Below are 15,072 nucleotides of genomic sequence, written 5' to 3' on the forward strand. Positions count from 1 at the left end.
AGTACATCACTGTCGCTACGTTTTGGCACTACAGCTGCACAGGTATTCTGACAGCATAGCTTACTCTTGTGCAACCACAGTCACCGTCAGTCGCGCAGACACATCCTGGGCTACCTGGATGTGAATTTCATGCACACCCAAGCTACGTATAGCAAGCTTATCTTTCAGACGCACTTCTTTTTTACTCACAGGAACACCGGCCGTGGTTATCGCTTGCGCGATATCATTACTGCCGATAGATCCAAACAATTTATCATTTGCCCCAACTTTCGCTTCGAGGGTGACATTGCCTAATTTCTCGAATTCATCGACACGATCTCTGGCTTTGGCCTGATTTTTAGCTAATTCAGCTTCCATTCTGGCACGGAGTGTGTCGAAATTCTCTATGTTTTTCTTGGTTGCCTGTACCGCTTTTCCTTGTGGAATGAGAAAGTTACGGGCATAGCCCGTTTTTACATTAACCTTATCACCCAGAATGCCCAGTTTTTTTACTTCATTAATTTTTACTTCTTCAAGCAGAATGACTTCCATTACTTTATCCTCATTAAAGTCATTAGTAGACTGGCCTAATTACTGATGGCTGTCAGTGTAAGGCAATAAAGACAAGTAGCGTGCAAGTTTGATGGCACTGGCAAGCTGACGTTGGAATTTAGCACGAGTACCAGTGATACGGCTTGGTACTATCTTACCACTCTCGGTGATATAATTTTTCAGCATGCTGATGTCTTTATAGTCGATCTTTTTAATGCCTTCCGCGGTGAAACGGCAATACTTGCGACGACGGTAATAATGACGTGACATTTAGCTAATCTCCAGAATTTATCAATTCAATTTGCTCGGCATGCAGAACCAGTTTATTTAGCCCATTACGCCCTTGATGGCAGCTAATAAAACCCTGCATGGTTAACTGAATACCGACCGTTATACTGTGAGTTAATGCATGTGATCGATGTCCGCTGACGATAACCGGCATATGACACCATGTTTGTCGGCTCAATCCAGCTTCCTGCTGCTGTGAACGGTGCTCGAGCACGAACTGGCAGTGCGGAATACCAGCAGGACTGACATTCCGAATGGGGAATTTACATACAATGCCAGAAAGCACCACCCGATTGATTATCGCCACGGTGCTTACTCTTCAGGATCCCCAACATCTGCCTCATCATTGTTTTCTATAGCGAAGTCAGGACGCTCACGGCGCTCATCTTTTGCTTTCGTCATTGGCGATGCTTCGGTTACCGCATTCTTAACACGCATAACCATGTTGCGGATAACGGCATCGTTGAAGCGGAAATTAGTTTCCAACTCATTGATTGTTTCTTGTGGCGCTTCAACGTTCAACAAAACGTAGTGGGCTTTGTGCAATTTATTGATCGGATAAGCTAGTTGACGGCGACCCCAGTCTTCCAGACGATGAATTTGACCAGCAGCTTTAGCGATGATAGCGCTATAACGCTCGATCATGCCTGGAACCTGTTCGCTTTGATCAGGATGAACCATAAAAATGATTTCATAATGACGCATAGAATTGTGCTCCTTACGGATTATTCAGCCTCCTGATTAGGGTCAACCGCCAACCCATAGAGGCAAGGAACTTGTTTATGTGCGGCTGAAAAACGACGCGTAACTATACTTGGACAGTACAGAAAACTCAAGGAAAGGTGAAAGCTTATTCAGGATCTCCGTTTGCTACTTGTGTGCTCACGAACTCGCAATAATTATTTTTTATTCCGGTAATACGGCACCATCCTTCTTTTTCTACGACAGGATCAAGGATAAAACTTCCCTGGTACGCCTGTGCAACAGTGAGAGCCTGAGAAGCCAGGACGCCGGAAAGCCCCAGATGACCACAGCTTAGTGTGTTTATCAGTGGTGCCAGTTCACGCAAAGGTGCCGCTAAAATATTAGCGACCACTACATCAGCGGATAAATCTGCCGGTTGATCTTTGGCCAGATACAGTTCCAGATTTTCTGCAACGCCGTTACGCTGTGCATTATCCCGGCTCGCTTGAATTGCCTGAGGATCGATATCAATACCAATGGCACGTACAGCACCGAGTTTTAACGCTGCAATCGCGAGAATGCCCGAGCCACAACCGAAGTCGATAACCGTTTTATCTGTCAGATCCAAGCCATCGAGCCATTGTAAACATAATGAAGTTGTGGGATGAGTACCCGTACCAAATGCCAAACCAGGGTCTAACATCACGTTGACTGCATTGGGATCGGGTATGTCTTTCCAACTTGGGCAAATCCACAGGCGTTGACCAAAACACATAGGATGAAAATTATCCATCCATTCGCGTTCCCAATCTTTATCTTCAATTTGTTCAATTTTATGAATAAAATTTTTATTGAATCGATCCTGTCCTGCTAGCGCGGCAATAATTTTCGCCATATCGGTTTCAGCGTCGTACAAACCAATCACATCAGTATTTCCCCAAAGTCGGGTCTCTCCAGGTAATGGTTCAAATATCGGGTTGTCGTAAGTATCTTGAAAAGTGATAGCAAGCGCTCCATTCTCAAGCAATGTATTGCTAAGCGACTCAGCATGATCGCTTGAGGTATTTATTTTAAGCTGTATCCAGGGCATAACCATTCTCTTCAGTCAGAGTGTAACCTGAGGTACGTTACTCAGTAAGTTTCACAGAGGTTTATTTAGTACGATTTAACTTTTTGGTGTGGGTCAGTGTCCGATCTGCAAATTGATTACCGATACAAAAAGCCAATAGACTCAGTAACAATGAGGGAACGATCGGATGTAGACCTATCAATTTAATATGAAAACTGGCAAGTGGTGTATAGCATAGTGCGCCAGCAATCATTGAGCTAAGCGCACCATGAGCATTGGCGCGCTGCCAATATAGTCCGAGTACCAATGGCCACAAAAATATGGCTTCGAGGCCACCCAAAGCCAACAGATTAAGCCAGATAATCATCTCCGGTGGTCGCCACGCTGCCAGTAGTAACAGTAATCCAAGCAGTAACGTCGACAGATTAGAAATATAGGCGAGTTTGCTTTCATTGCTGATCTCATCGGGTCGCCAATTGAGATATAAATCTTTAATAATAGTCGCTGATGATTGCAGTAACTGAGAATTAATTGTTGACATAATGGCCGCCATCGGTGCTGCCAGAAATATTCCGGCTGCAAACGGCGGTAGTACTTTTATCATCAGTGTTGGAATAACGTGATCGGGGATCGCCAAGTCTGGTAAAACCGCGCGCCCTAATGCTCCGGCCAAATGCATGCCAAGCATCAGTATTGCCACAATAATGGTGCCAAGGATAATCCCACTGTGAACCGCTTTACTGTCACGATAAGCAATACAACGTACTGCCGTGGGCGGTAAGCCAATCAAGCCAAAACACACCAGTACCCAGAATGAGGCCATAAAAGGCAGGTCGAGGATTTGATCACTGCCTTGTGGTGAAATCAATGCTGGATCGATACGTGCGAGTGTCGTGACCGCTTGATGTAATCCGCCGGCGGCATACACGACGGCAACGAGTAACAGAATGGTACCGACTAGCATCACCAGGCCTTGCAAAGTATCATTGAGTACACTGGCGCGGAAACCGCCAAAGGCAGTATAAAGCACAATACTGATGCCAAATATCAGTAAACCGGTGTTGTAAGGGATACCGGCGGCCGTTTCCAGTAAACGGGCACCGCCAATAAATTGCACGGTCATGGCACCGATTAAGGCGATCAATAAACTGATACTCGCCAGCCATACTAGTAAGCGACTTTGATAACGGGCATACAGCATATCGTTGAGTGTCACGGCGTTATAACGACGAGCCAAGATAGCAAATTTTTTTCCCAGTACCCCTAGAGACAGCCAAACCACCGGCAGTTGTATCATGGCTAATAAGACCCAGCCTAAGCCGTATTTATATGCTGCTCCTGGCCCACCAATGAAGGAACTGGCACCAATGTAGGTAGTCGTTAGGGTCATTGCCAAGACAAATCCCCCATAGAACGGTTGCCAATAAAATATTCGTTGAGGAAATTTCCTGTACGCCGACGTGTATAAGAATAAATGGATAGCGCAAATACTAACATCAGGTAGGCAATCAACGGTAAGACAACATTAGTTTGCATCGTTCTCTCCCAGTGGGATATCACGGAAAATAAAGCGCACCATTAACCAGCAAAACACTATAAATAACAGTGGCAAATAGATACAGGCGATTTCAAACCAAAAAGGCAGCCCCGTTATGCCTATGGAATCGTCAGGCCAGTAAGCACTGAGGATCCAGCCCACCAAATAAGCCAGTGTTAAAGTAAAAGCCCATCTTGCTTCTTTGTGGGCTTGAACAAATCTCTCATCCATCGATGCTCCGGTTAATATTTATCTCGTCGTCTCTTTTTCTTAGAACCTATTCGAAATCTCTTGTGCTCGCCGTGTTTTGGTCAAGTCATTCGTCAAAAACGAGCTCAAAATGCTCACTGACTCCTTTTGTTGTATACAAAGAGTAAACTGTGCTTTCCTACTCATTTTTTCTTCTCTTGAGCACAGCAACAAAAGATTTGGAACAGGCTCTTAGAAGATCATTAATCACTTTGCTACCAATTGAGAGACATAACTTAAGAGGACAAAGGAAGAAATACTTAAGAGATATCAGTAAAGAACAGTTTAACAAGAAGTCTATTAAACCGTTACTGGAAGGCACCTGCAAGACAGTTGGCGAACATTTTTTGCCTGGCTGGAGAAATATTGAAGGTTATGGCGAAACTGTGAGCAACAGCTCAAGAACAGACAACAACCTGCTGAAATATTTTACTCGTCAAACTGGGCATCAGCTATCTTTAGCTACAAGCGCCGGTCATTTCGGTATTATTGGTAAAACGGGCCGGTAACGAAAAGTTATTAAAATATAAAGTTAGTCATTATGAGTCGTTTTTATAAGAAATCGAATAGCGATGAAAGCCAACAATACTATCGGAGACACTTATGTTGAGTATTTTCAAGCCCGCCGCGCACCAAAGCAAGCTACCCGAAGAACGGATAGATTCGACTTATCGACGCTTACGCTGGCAAATTTTTTGCGGCATATTTTTCGGTTATGCCGCTTATTATTTGGTACGTAAAAATTTTACCCTGGCGATGCCCTATTTGATCGAACAGGGTTTTTCACGTGGTGACTTAGGCTTCGCTTTATCCGGCATTTCTATCGCTTATGGTTTTTCAAAATTTATTATGGGTTCAGTTTCTGACCGCTCTAATCCACGTGTATTTCTTTCTGCGGGGTTGATTCTATCTGCTGCAGTGATGCTGTTTATGGGATTTGTCTCTTGGGCAACATCAAGCATTGCCGTGATGTTTGTGCTGTTGTTCTTGTGCGGTTGGTTCCAGGGTATGGGTTGGCCTCCCTGTGGCCGTACTATGGTTCATTGGTGGTCAAAAAAAGAACGCGGTAGTATCGTTTCTATTTGGAATTGCGCTCATAACGTCGGTGGTGGTTTGCCGCCATTACTGTTCCTTTTGGGAATGGCCTGGTTTCATGACTGGAAAGCAGCATTATATATGCCGGCTTTTGGTGCCATGCTGGTGGCACTCATCGCTTTTGCTTTGATGCGTGATACCCCTCAATCCTGCGGTTTACCACCTATTGAAGAGTATAAAAATGATTATCCTGATGACTACAATGAAAAAACAGAAGAAGAATTGACAGCAAAGCAGATCTTTATGCAGTATGTTTTACCCAACAAATTGCTATGGTATATCGCTATCGCTATCGCTATCGCTAACGTTTTCGTTTACTTACTTCGCTACGGTATCCTCGATTGGTCACCCACTTATCTCAAAGAGGTCAAGCACTTTACGCTGGATAAATCATCATGGGCTTATTTCTTGTATGAATATGCGGGCATTCCAGGGACTTTGCTCTGTGGTTGGATGTCAGATAAAGTATTTAAAGGCAATCGGGGAGCAACTGGCGTATTCTTTATGATATTGGTGACTATTGCTACTGTCGTTTACTGGCTCAACCCCGTTGGTCATCCCGTTATTGATATGATTTGCATGATCACCATCGGCTTTTTAATCTACGGGCCGGTCATGCTGATTGGTCTTCATGCCCTGGAACTGGCACCGAAAAAAGCAGCCGGTACCGCTGCGGGGTTCACCGGTCTCTTTGGCTACCTTGGTGGTTCTGTCGCTGCCAGTGCGTTTGTTGGTTATACCGTTGATTTCTTCGGTTGGGACGGTGGTTTTATGGTGATGATTGGTGGCAGCATTATCGCGGTTATATTGTTAATCATTGTGATGTTAAGCGAGAAGAGACACCAAAAAGAACAGGTTAGCCAGTATACGTAATGATGATGTTGCCGCTATACAGTCTGTTATTTTAAGCCATGGTATCAGGCTGCGGTTTTTTTATATCCTAAAATGGGAGCATGAAAGTATGGCAAGTTATGCCAATAAGTTAATCAGTATCATTTTCGCCTCTGTAATAGCAAATAGTGTTTATGCTGAAGAAAAACCATCGACAAACAAATTGGTTATCGCCCATCGTGGCGCCAGTGGTTACTTACCCGAGCACACATTACCTGCTAAAGCGCTGGCTTATGCGCAAGGCGCGGATTATTTAGAACAGGATTTGGTGATGACCAAAGATGATCAACTGATAGTACTGCATGATCATTATTTAGATGGTGTCACCGACGTGGCACAGCGTTTCCCGGGGCGGGCACGTAAAAAAGATGGTCGCTACTACGCGATCGATTTCACTCTAGAGGAAATTAAATCGCTGAAAGCCAGTGAAGTTTTCGATATTGAAGGGGGTAAACCAGTACAGCGTTACCCAAAACGTTTCCCGATGGGAAAATCTGATTTTCGAGTACATACCTTCCAGGAAGAAATAGAGTTTGTTCAAGGATTGAACCACTCGACCGGTAAAAACATCGGCATCTACCCTGAGATCAAAGCGCCCTGGTTTCATTATCAGGAAGGGAGAGATATCGCCACTAAAGTACTTCAAGTGCTTAAAGAGTATGGCTATCGTGACAAAAAAGATAAAGTTTATCTGCAATGCTTTGATCCTAACGAATTAAAGCGGATTAAAAAAGAACTACTACCGAAAATGGGCATGAACTTAAATTTGATCCAACTGATCGCGTATACCGATTGGAAAGAAACTTACGAACAACAACCTAATGGTCAGTGGGTCAATTATAACTATGACTGGATGCTTCAACCGGGTTCGGATGCCATGAAAAAAATCGCCGAGTACGCCGATGGTGTTGGCCCAGATTACCATATGCTGATCGCCGATAGCTCAACACCGAAGGAGATCGTATTGACTGACATGGCTGAACAAGCTCATGCTAATAAGCTGCAATTGCATCCTTATACCCTTCGTGCGGATGCTCTGCCATCATACGTAACCGATGTTAACCAGTTATATAACATCATTTATGAAAAAGCGAAGGCAGAGGGTGCCTTTACTGATTTCCCTGACAAAGGTGTACACTTTTTACAACAGCAGGGACAGCATAAATGATCTGTTTATACCAAAAACATTTTACGTAAATAATGAGGGACTGCATCATCGGCATTAGAGCCAATAATTTCCAGCGCAGGTAATGCCTCTTTCAGGCGTGCATGCGCATTTTTCATGATGCAGCCTTTACCTACCATAGAAAGCATTTCCATGTCGTTCATACCATCACCAAAGGCGATGCAGTTTTGTAGCGAATGACCAAAAATTTGTGCGACTTGTTGTAATGCATGCCCCTTAGATACGCCTGCTCCCATGACTTCCAGGCACGTAGGCAATGAGAAACACACATTAACACGATTGCCCCAACGCGTTTTGATCTCTTGTTCCAATGGCAGCAATTTTTCATGGTTGTAACTGATGAAATAGATTTTGCACACGCCATCAGTGGGCAATGATTTGATCTCCACAATCTGGTAGTTAAAAATGGATTCGTGGAAAAATTTGGCCTGCTCAGGGCTTTCACGATTGATATACCAGTCGTCATTACGATAAACATTGGTCAAAATATCGGGGTTATCGTATTCCATTGCGTAGAGATCATGAACAATGTCTTCATCGAGATTATCGCTGAAAATCAACTTGTCTGCGGTGTTATGCACCCGCGCACCATTCGAGGTGATCATAAAAGCGTCGATGGCGACTCTGGCACGAATTTGTGAAACATCAACATGATGGCGGCCGGTAGCAAAAACAAAGTGCACCCCGCGTTCTGTCAGTGATTTAAGAGTTTCTCTAGCATAAGGAGAAAGTGTGTGATCAGGGGATAGCAAGGTGCCATCCAAATCAGAAGCGACAATATGATACATAACAGTCCGTTTTAACCTCTGGTAAAATTAACATCAATCTGGTCGTGGTCATCAGATTGATGTTTCAGCACTGTGTATAACAGCGCTACTTTTATGAGTCGTTGAGATGCTTGCGTATCACTTTGATAAAAGCAGCACCAAAACGTTCCAGTTTGCGCTGCCCTACGCCATTAACACTCAACAAATCCCTGCTAGTGATCGGTATTTTTTCTGACATTTCCAACAAAGTAGCATCGTTAAATACGACATAAGGTGGAATATTTGCTTCATCAGCCATCGATTTACGCAATTTACGTAATTTGGCAAACAGCTCACCGTCACTGACGGTTTGGTTTTTGTAAACCTTGTGGCCACCGGAGGATTTCTGGTTTTTAGCATTTCTTCTGGGTTTGAAATCCTGGATCCGCGGCACCGCCAGCGATAACGGTATTTCAGAGCGTAATATTGGCCGAGCAGCTTCAGTCAGTTGTAGCGCAGAAAACATCTCAATATTTTGACGCAGTTTGCCTAAATGAATCAGTTGACGTAATACACTGGTCCAGTGTTCTGCTGCTTGCTCACGACCAATACCGAAAACCGATAATTTATCATGACCCAGGGTCCTAATGCGCTGATTATTCGCACCGCGTAATATTTCAACAACATAGCCTGCTCCGAAGCGCTGGCCTACCCGATAGACACAAGACAACACCTTTTGTGCATCGACCAGGCCATCATAACGTTTAGGAGGATCGAGACAAATATCACAGTTGCCGCAAGATTGCTGCTGATATTCACCGAAATAATTGAGCAACACCAGACGGCGGCAGGTTTGTGTTTCGGCAAACGCCACCATCGCATTCAATTTATGACGTTCAATATTTTGTTGCTCACCGGCCGGTTTTTCCTCGAGGCAACGACGCAACCATACCATATCCGCCGGATCATACAACAACATGGCTTCGGCGGGCAGCCCATCGCGTCCGGCACGACCCGTTTCTTGATAGTAAGATTCGATGGTGCGTGGAATATCGAAATGTACCACAAACCGCACGTTTGGTTTGTTGATCCCCATGCCAAAAGCAACCGTCGCTACGACTATCTGCAGATCGTCGCGTTGAAAAGCCTCCTGCACTTGCGCTCGGAGCTGATTATCCAGCCCAGCATGATAGGCTGCCACACTTAATCCACGATTTTGTAAGAGCTCGGTCGTTTTATCCACTTTTGCTCGGCTGTTACAATAAACAATACCGCATTTTGCTTGCTGAGTGCTAATAAAGCGCCACAATTGATCCAAGGGTTTAAACTTTTCAATTAAGGTATAACGGATGTTAGGACGGTCAAAACTACTGATCTGAATCAAGGGTTGATGCAAATTCAGTAGTCGGGCAATATCACTACGTGTCGTTTCATCCGCTGTTGCCGTCAGTGCAATCACTGGCAAACTGGGAAAGCGCAATTTTAGCTGATTTAAAGCGCGGTATTCTGGTCGAAAATCATGCCCCCACTGTGAGATACAATGTGCTTCATCTACCGCTAACAGCACCGGTGAAAAATGTGGCAATTGCTCGAGAAAATTTTCCATTACTAGCCGTTCAGGAGCGATATACAACAGCCTAATTTGACCGTTACGACAGCCGGTCATTACTTTCGTTTGTTGTTCCCAGGTTTGGGTAGAGTTTAAACAGGCAGCAGTGACACCATGAGCCAATAACTGGTCAACTTGATCTTTCATCAATGAAATCAAAGGAGAAACGACCAGAGTCAAACCTTTCATTACCAATGCAGGGATCTGATAGCATAAAGATTTGCCACCACCAGTTGGCATCACGACCAGGCAATCTTGCCCTGACAAAGTAGCGTTGATAATTTCTTGCTGTCCTGGCCTAAATTGCTGATAGCCGAAGATATCGCGTAATATTTTTACGGTTTGTTGTTCCCTGTCTGTCACCCTCTTACCTCTGCAAGAAGTCTAATGTTTTTTTTCTCACGGGTATCCGTTGAGTTACAGCCATTTTTTACGTTTGAAATAAAGATAGGGTGCGACACCCGCAATAATCATTAGGCTCACTGCTCCAGGATAACCAAACGACCAATGCAGTTCCGGCATGAACTGAAAATTCATACCGTAACTCGAGGCCACCAGTGTAGGAGGCAGGAAAATCACTGAGACTACCGAGAAAATCTTGATAATACGGTTTTGTTCGATATTGATAAAACCCATCGCTGCTTGCATCAAGAAATTTACCTTTTGAAATAGGGACTCATTATGTGGTAGCAGGGATTCAATATCACGCTGTACTTCACGTGCCTGTTCAAGTTGTCCCGCGGGTAAGCGCGCTTTACGGACGAGAAAATTTAACGCCCGTTGGGTATCCATCAAACATAGGCGCACTTTCCAGCCGATATCTTCTTGTTCCGCCAAGATAGACAGCGCTGCATCATACTTATCACCCTGTTGACCTTCCATGATCACTCGACTTAATTTTTCTAAATCGTTGTAAATATTTTCGATTTCGTCAGCAAGTTGCTCAATTTTGGTTTCAAACAGATCCAACAGTAATTCGTAGGCGTTACCGTCTACCAGCTTCTGTGTACGAGCACGCATTCGGTAAAGACGAAAAGCTGGCAATTCGCGCTCACGTAAGGTATACAGGCGACCATCACGAATGGTGAAAGCCACTGTAGTATTGCCCGCGTGATCTTCTGCATCCTCGTAATAGAAAAATGAGTGAATATGTAAACCATCTTCATCTTCAAAGAAACGCGCAGAGGCCTCGATGTCATCTAGCTCTGGTCGAGTCGCCAGATTTTGACCCAATTCAGTTTGTACCCGCTCACGTTCTGCTATCTCTGGCTCCATCAAATCGACCCACAGTGCAGCAGTCAGTTTATCCGATTCATCCAGCTCCAAACGGGATAACCGATGATTATCTAATTTAAATGCGCTTAACATATTCCATTGACTCCGCCTAACTTGCAGGGTTATAACGTCTCTAATCTTGCATAGGCCACCACCAGCCACTTTGCTTTCTCACCAGGAAAGGCCACTTGTACCCGTTTTTGTTCATCATTATTTTCTAGTTGCACTATCGTGCCTTCACCAAATATGGGATGGCGTACACGTTGACCTACGGTAAAATCGTTATCGTCTTTATGTAGGGAAGGATCCCTCGAATAATTTTTAAACGGACGAGAAACCGTAGCACGTGATCGAACTCTCTCGATACAGATTGACGGGAGTTCATCAATAAAACGAGAAGGCGGCTGTTTTACATCTTTACCATAGAAACGACGGCTTTCCGCATAAGTTAACGTCAGTTTCTGCATCGCACGGGTGATGCCAACATAGGCGAGGCGGCGTTCTTCCTCCAAATGTCCACTTGTATCCGACGATATTTGGCGAGGGAATATACCTTCTTCCACGCCGACAATAAATACTTGCGAAAATTCTAGACCTTTGGCGGAATGAAGTGTCATCAATTGTACCGCATCCTGGTGAGGATCGGCCTGTCCTTCACCCGCTTCTAACGCAGCATGAGAAAGAAACGCTGACAACGGTGACATGTCTAAATCTTCGTGTTGGTATTGTTCGGTTGCCGTTACCAGTTCTGTAAGGTTTTCAATCCGGGCTTGACCTTTCTCACCTTTTTCTTCTTTGTACATTGACCATAGACCGGAATCGTGAATGATTTGATCAGTTTGTTTATGTAACGGCAAATTAGCGGTTTCATGTGCCAATGCTTCCACCAGTTCAATAAAACGTTGGAGTGTCGCGGCGACACGACCTGCCAACACGTTATTCTGTAACAGTGTCGTGGTGGATTGCCACAGGGTCAACTGTTGGTCGCGCGCATGTTGGCGCAGTATATCTAAGGTGCGATCGCCAATACCCCGCGTCGGTGTATTCACTACCCGTTCAAAAGCAACATCATCATTACGGTTGCAAACTAGGCGCAGATAAGCCAAGGCATCCTTTATTTCCTGACGTTCAAAGAAACGCTGACCGCCATAAATACGATACGGCATAGTGGCGTGTAGAAGTGCATCTTCCAATACCCGTGATTGCGCATTGTTGCGATACAAAATGGCACAGTTTTTTAGTAAACCTCCTCTTTCTTGCCAAACTTTGATCCGACTAACGACGAAACGGGCTTCATCCCATTCATTGATGGCGGCATAGAGAGCAATAGGTTCCCCTATGGCTGCCTGCGTCCATAGATTTTTGCCTAGCCGTTCACTGTTATTGGCAATCAGCGTATTAGCCGCCGTCAGGATATTACCGGTGGAACGGTAATTTTGTTCCAATCGAATGGTTTCTGCAGCAGGGTAGTCCTGTAAGAAACGTTGAATATTTTCAACCTGCGCCCCACGCCAACCGTAAATCGATTGATCATCATCACCGACGATCATCACATTAGCCTGATCTCCGGCCAATAAGCGGATCCAGGCGTACTGAATGCTGTTAGTATCCTGAAACTCATCGACTAAAATATGATTAAAACGCTGTTGGTAATGATTCAGGATATCTGGTTTATGCAGCCATAATTCATGGGCCCGCAGCAGCAGTTCTGCAAAATCGACCAATCCACCCCTGTCACAGGCTTGATGATAGGCGTGATAAATACTCAACCAGGTGGCTTCTGCCAAGTGACCGTAATCTTCAATATGTTGTGGACGTAATCCGGCTTCTTTTTTGCTATTGATGTACCACATGGCTTGACGTGGTGCCCATTTTTTGTCATCCAGATTAAGAGCTTTGACGATACGTTTGACTAAACGTAACTGATCGTCACTATCGAGCACCTGGAAATCCGGCGGCAGATTGGCATCCAAATGATGGATCCGCAATAGCCGATGTGCCAGTCCGTGGAAAGTACCCATCCAAATGCTATGGTTATTGTTGCCATCGCCGAGTAAATGCTCAATACGGTAGCGCATCTCGGCGGCTGCTTTATTGGTGAAAGTGACCGCGATAATAGAAAAGGGCGATACTTTTTTTTTCGATAATAACCACGCGACACGATGCACCAATACGCGGGTTTTACCACTACCGGCACCTGCCAGTACCAACCTGTTGCTTAGAGGAGCTGCCACGGCTTCGCGTTGTTTTTCATTCAAACTGTCAAGTAGATAAGAATCGTCCATAAGCACTGTTTAGTTTTTACCTCGTTTCGCTCTCGGATGGGCAGCATCATACACTGTTGCTAAATGTTGAAAATCAAGATGGGTATAAATTTGCGTAGTAGACAAATTGGCATGCCCGAGCAGTTCTTGTACGGCACGTAAATCACCGCAAGATTCCAGCATATGGGTAGCAAAAGAATGACGTAACTTATGTGGATGAATATGGCTGTTTACGCCCTGTTTCACTCCCCACTCAGCAAAACGCTTTTGCACATTACGTGGTGAGATACGTTTACCGGTATTGGCTAAAAAAATAGCATCATCTTGTGGAACGAAGAGATCACGCAAAGGCAGCCAACGCTGTAACCAGGTGACTGCTGTCATCCCGATAGGCACTTTTCGCTCTTTACTGCCTTTGCCCAGTACCCAAACTTCGCCTTCGATCAGATCCACATGTCGGCAATCCATTCCGATCAATTCCGCAAGCCGTAAACCCGCACCATACATCACTTCAAGCATAGTGCGATCACGGATCGCTAAAGGATCCTGTAATTCGATATCCAGTAAGCGATCGACTTCATCGACATCAATATTTTTTGGTAAATGATGCCCACTACGCCCGGTTGTGATGCCCTTTGCCGGGTTAGCCTGCAATATCCTCTGTGTTACTAAGTAGTCAAGAAAACTACGCAATGCAGAAAAACGTAATGCCAGGCTAGAAGCATGTAAGCCAGCACGTTTGCTCTGTACCAGCAACTTACGAACCCCCGCAGCATCTAGCATTTCCCATTGGTTGATCCCTAGTTGATCGATCATCTTGATGAGTATTTGCAACTGACGGCTATAGCTAGCCACCGTCAATGGACTGAGTTGACGTTCAACCTTGAGATAATGCAAAAAGTTATTAACTGGTTGCTGTAGCATCGTTAGCATGGTGTGGACGTCCGTTCTATCCAACGTGTCAATAATCCGGGTAAAAATTTGGCAATTTGATGCAGTATCACCGTTCCCATGCCTTGCTGATAATGTTGACTATCGTGGCTACTGAATATAATTACACCGAGATCCCCCTTGTCTCCGAGCAGAGATAAAGCCACAGAACCTACCTGCTGTGCCTGTGGCAAGAGCAGCTGTAACTCAGTTTCATTTAGACTACCAAGAAAGTGCTGCTCTTCAGACAATCGTTGTCGGCGTAAGGGTTCAAAGATCTGCCGTGACAGCGCCAAATTCGCCACATCAAAAGGTGTATTTAACTGCCAGCGATCGCTGAACAGGCGCACATGGGCATCTAACAAACCGAATGTTCGTGCCCAATGTTGTAAACGTTTTAACATGTCTCTCAGAGTACTGGCGATGGCTAAGTCTGCCTGTAGCTGTAACAAACGTTTGCACAGCATTTCATTTAAACCCGCATATTCCATCAATAAAGTAATTTCTTCCTGTAGCTGTTTGATTTCATTGCGCTGGCGTCTCAATTGCCATTCGACGAGAGAAATACCGCCCTTCATCGGATGAGGGATACGTATCTTTTCAACTAAAGAGGCATTACGAATAAAAAAATCGGGACTCTGTAATAAATATTGCATAACAAGCTCATCATTTAGCTCGATGTCCGTTATTGTCTGTTCTTGATAATTATTCATACATT

General features: G+C 44.7%; 15 protein-coding genes and 1 pseudogene. 3 read left to right on the forward strand and 13 right to left on the reverse strand.

What is annotated here, in order from left to right; genetic code table 11:
* Positions 1-60: 60 nt before the first annotated feature.
* From rplI to CCS41_RS01270, 7 genes and pseudogenes are all read right to left on the reverse strand, one after another.
* Positions 61-531 (reverse strand): 50S ribosomal protein L9, encoded by a 471-nt coding sequence (rplI, locus tag CCS41_RS01240; protein WP_072549952.1) that lies wholly within the window; start codon positions 529-531, stop codon positions 61-63.
* 39 nt (positions 532-570) lie between these two features.
* On the reverse strand, positions 571-801 hold the full coding sequence (gene rpsR / locus CCS41_RS01245) for a 30S ribosomal protein S18 (RefSeq protein WP_072549951.1): 231 nt from the start codon (positions 799-801) through the stop codon (positions 571-573).
* A gap of 4 nt (positions 802-805) precedes the next feature.
* On the reverse strand, positions 806-1,120 hold the full coding sequence (gene priB / locus CCS41_RS01250; protein ID WP_072549988.1) for a primosomal replication protein N: 315 nt from the start codon (positions 1,118-1,120) through the stop codon (positions 806-808).
* 11 nt (positions 1,121-1,131) lie between these two features.
* On the reverse strand, positions 1,132-1,524 hold the full coding sequence (gene rpsF / locus CCS41_RS01255) for a 30S ribosomal protein S6 (protein ID WP_072549950.1): 393 nt from the start codon (positions 1,522-1,524) through the stop codon (positions 1,132-1,134).
* Between the two features lie 145 nt (positions 1,525-1,669).
* Complete coding sequence (gene prmA, locus CCS41_RS01260) at positions 1,670-2,593, reverse strand: 50S ribosomal protein L11 methyltransferase (RefSeq protein WP_072549949.1); 924 nt, start codon at positions 2,591-2,593, stop codon at positions 1,670-1,672.
* Between the two features lie 61 nt (positions 2,594-2,654).
* A pseudogene (panF, locus tag CCS41_RS01265) lies at positions 2,655-4,108 on the reverse strand (sodium/pantothenate symporter).
* On the reverse strand, positions 4,098-4,340 hold the full coding sequence (locus CCS41_RS01270; protein WP_072549947.1) for a YhdT family protein: 243 nt from the start codon (positions 4,338-4,340) through the stop codon (positions 4,098-4,100). Before CCS41_RS01270 ends, panF begins: the two are co-directional and overlap by 11 nt.
* Before the next feature lie 149 nt (positions 4,341-4,489).
* Here CCS41_RS01270 and CCS41_RS01275 point away from each other — a divergent pair, with 149 nt between their 5' ends.
* The 3 genes from CCS41_RS01275 to glpQ all read left to right on the forward strand — a co-directional run bounded on the left by CCS41_RS01275 (position 4,490) and on the right by glpQ (position 7,512).
* Complete coding sequence (locus CCS41_RS01275) at positions 4,490-4,867, forward strand: hypothetical protein (protein ID WP_072549946.1); 378 nt, start codon at positions 4,490-4,492, stop codon at positions 4,865-4,867.
* 94 nt (positions 4,868-4,961) lie between these two features.
* A complete protein-coding gene (gene glpT, locus CCS41_RS01280; protein ID WP_072549945.1) occupies positions 4,962-6,326 on the forward strand; it encodes a glycerol-3-phosphate transporter in 1,365 nt (454 codons plus the stop codon).
* A gap of 88 nt (positions 6,327-6,414) precedes the next feature.
* Entirely contained in the window at positions 6,415-7,512 is a 1,098-nt protein-coding gene (gene glpQ, locus CCS41_RS01285) for a glycerophosphodiester phosphodiesterase (protein WP_072549944.1), read from the forward strand.
* A 5-nt stretch (positions 7,513-7,517) separates the two neighbouring features.
* Here glpQ and yigL read toward each other — a convergent pair whose 3' ends face one another.
* The 6 genes from yigL to CCS41_RS01315 all read right to left on the reverse strand — a co-directional run bounded on the left by yigL (position 7,518) and on the right by CCS41_RS01315 (position 15,067).
* On the reverse strand, positions 7,518-8,318 hold the full coding sequence (gene yigL / locus CCS41_RS01290) for a sugar/pyridoxal phosphate phosphatase YigL (protein WP_072549943.1): 801 nt from the start codon (positions 8,316-8,318) through the stop codon (positions 7,518-7,520).
* 91 nt (positions 8,319-8,409) lie between these two features.
* The gene (gene recQ / locus CCS41_RS01295; protein ID WP_072549942.1) at positions 8,410-10,248 is read right to left on the reverse strand and encodes an ATP-dependent DNA helicase RecQ; all 1,839 of its coding nucleotides are present in this window, start codon (positions 10,246-10,248) and stop codon (positions 8,410-8,412) included.
* A 54-nt stretch (positions 10,249-10,302) separates the two neighbouring features.
* A complete protein-coding gene (gene corA / locus CCS41_RS01300; RefSeq protein ID WP_072549941.1) occupies positions 10,303-11,253 on the reverse strand; it encodes a magnesium/cobalt transporter CorA in 951 nt (316 codons plus the stop codon).
* A gap of 29 nt (positions 11,254-11,282) precedes the next feature.
* Positions 11,283-13,445, reverse strand: a complete 2,163-nt coding sequence (gene uvrD / locus CCS41_RS01305) for a DNA helicase II (RefSeq protein WP_072549940.1) — start codon at positions 13,443-13,445, stop codon at positions 11,283-11,285.
* 9 nt (positions 13,446-13,454) lie between these two features.
* Entirely contained in the window at positions 13,455-14,357 is a 903-nt protein-coding gene (gene xerC / locus CCS41_RS01310) for a tyrosine recombinase XerC (RefSeq protein WP_072549939.1), read from the reverse strand.
* A complete protein-coding gene (locus tag CCS41_RS01315) occupies positions 14,351-15,067 on the reverse strand; it encodes a DUF484 domain-containing protein (RefSeq protein ID WP_072549938.1) in 717 nt (238 codons plus the stop codon). The genes xerC and CCS41_RS01315 overlap by 7 nt, the downstream gene beginning before the upstream one ends.
* Positions 15,068-15,072: the final 5 nt, after the last annotated feature.

This window comes from Candidatus Fukatsuia symbiotica, assembly GCF_003122425.1.
GTDB classification, from domain to species: Bacteria; Pseudomonadota; Gammaproteobacteria; order Enterobacterales; family Enterobacteriaceae; genus Fukatsuia; species Fukatsuia symbiotica.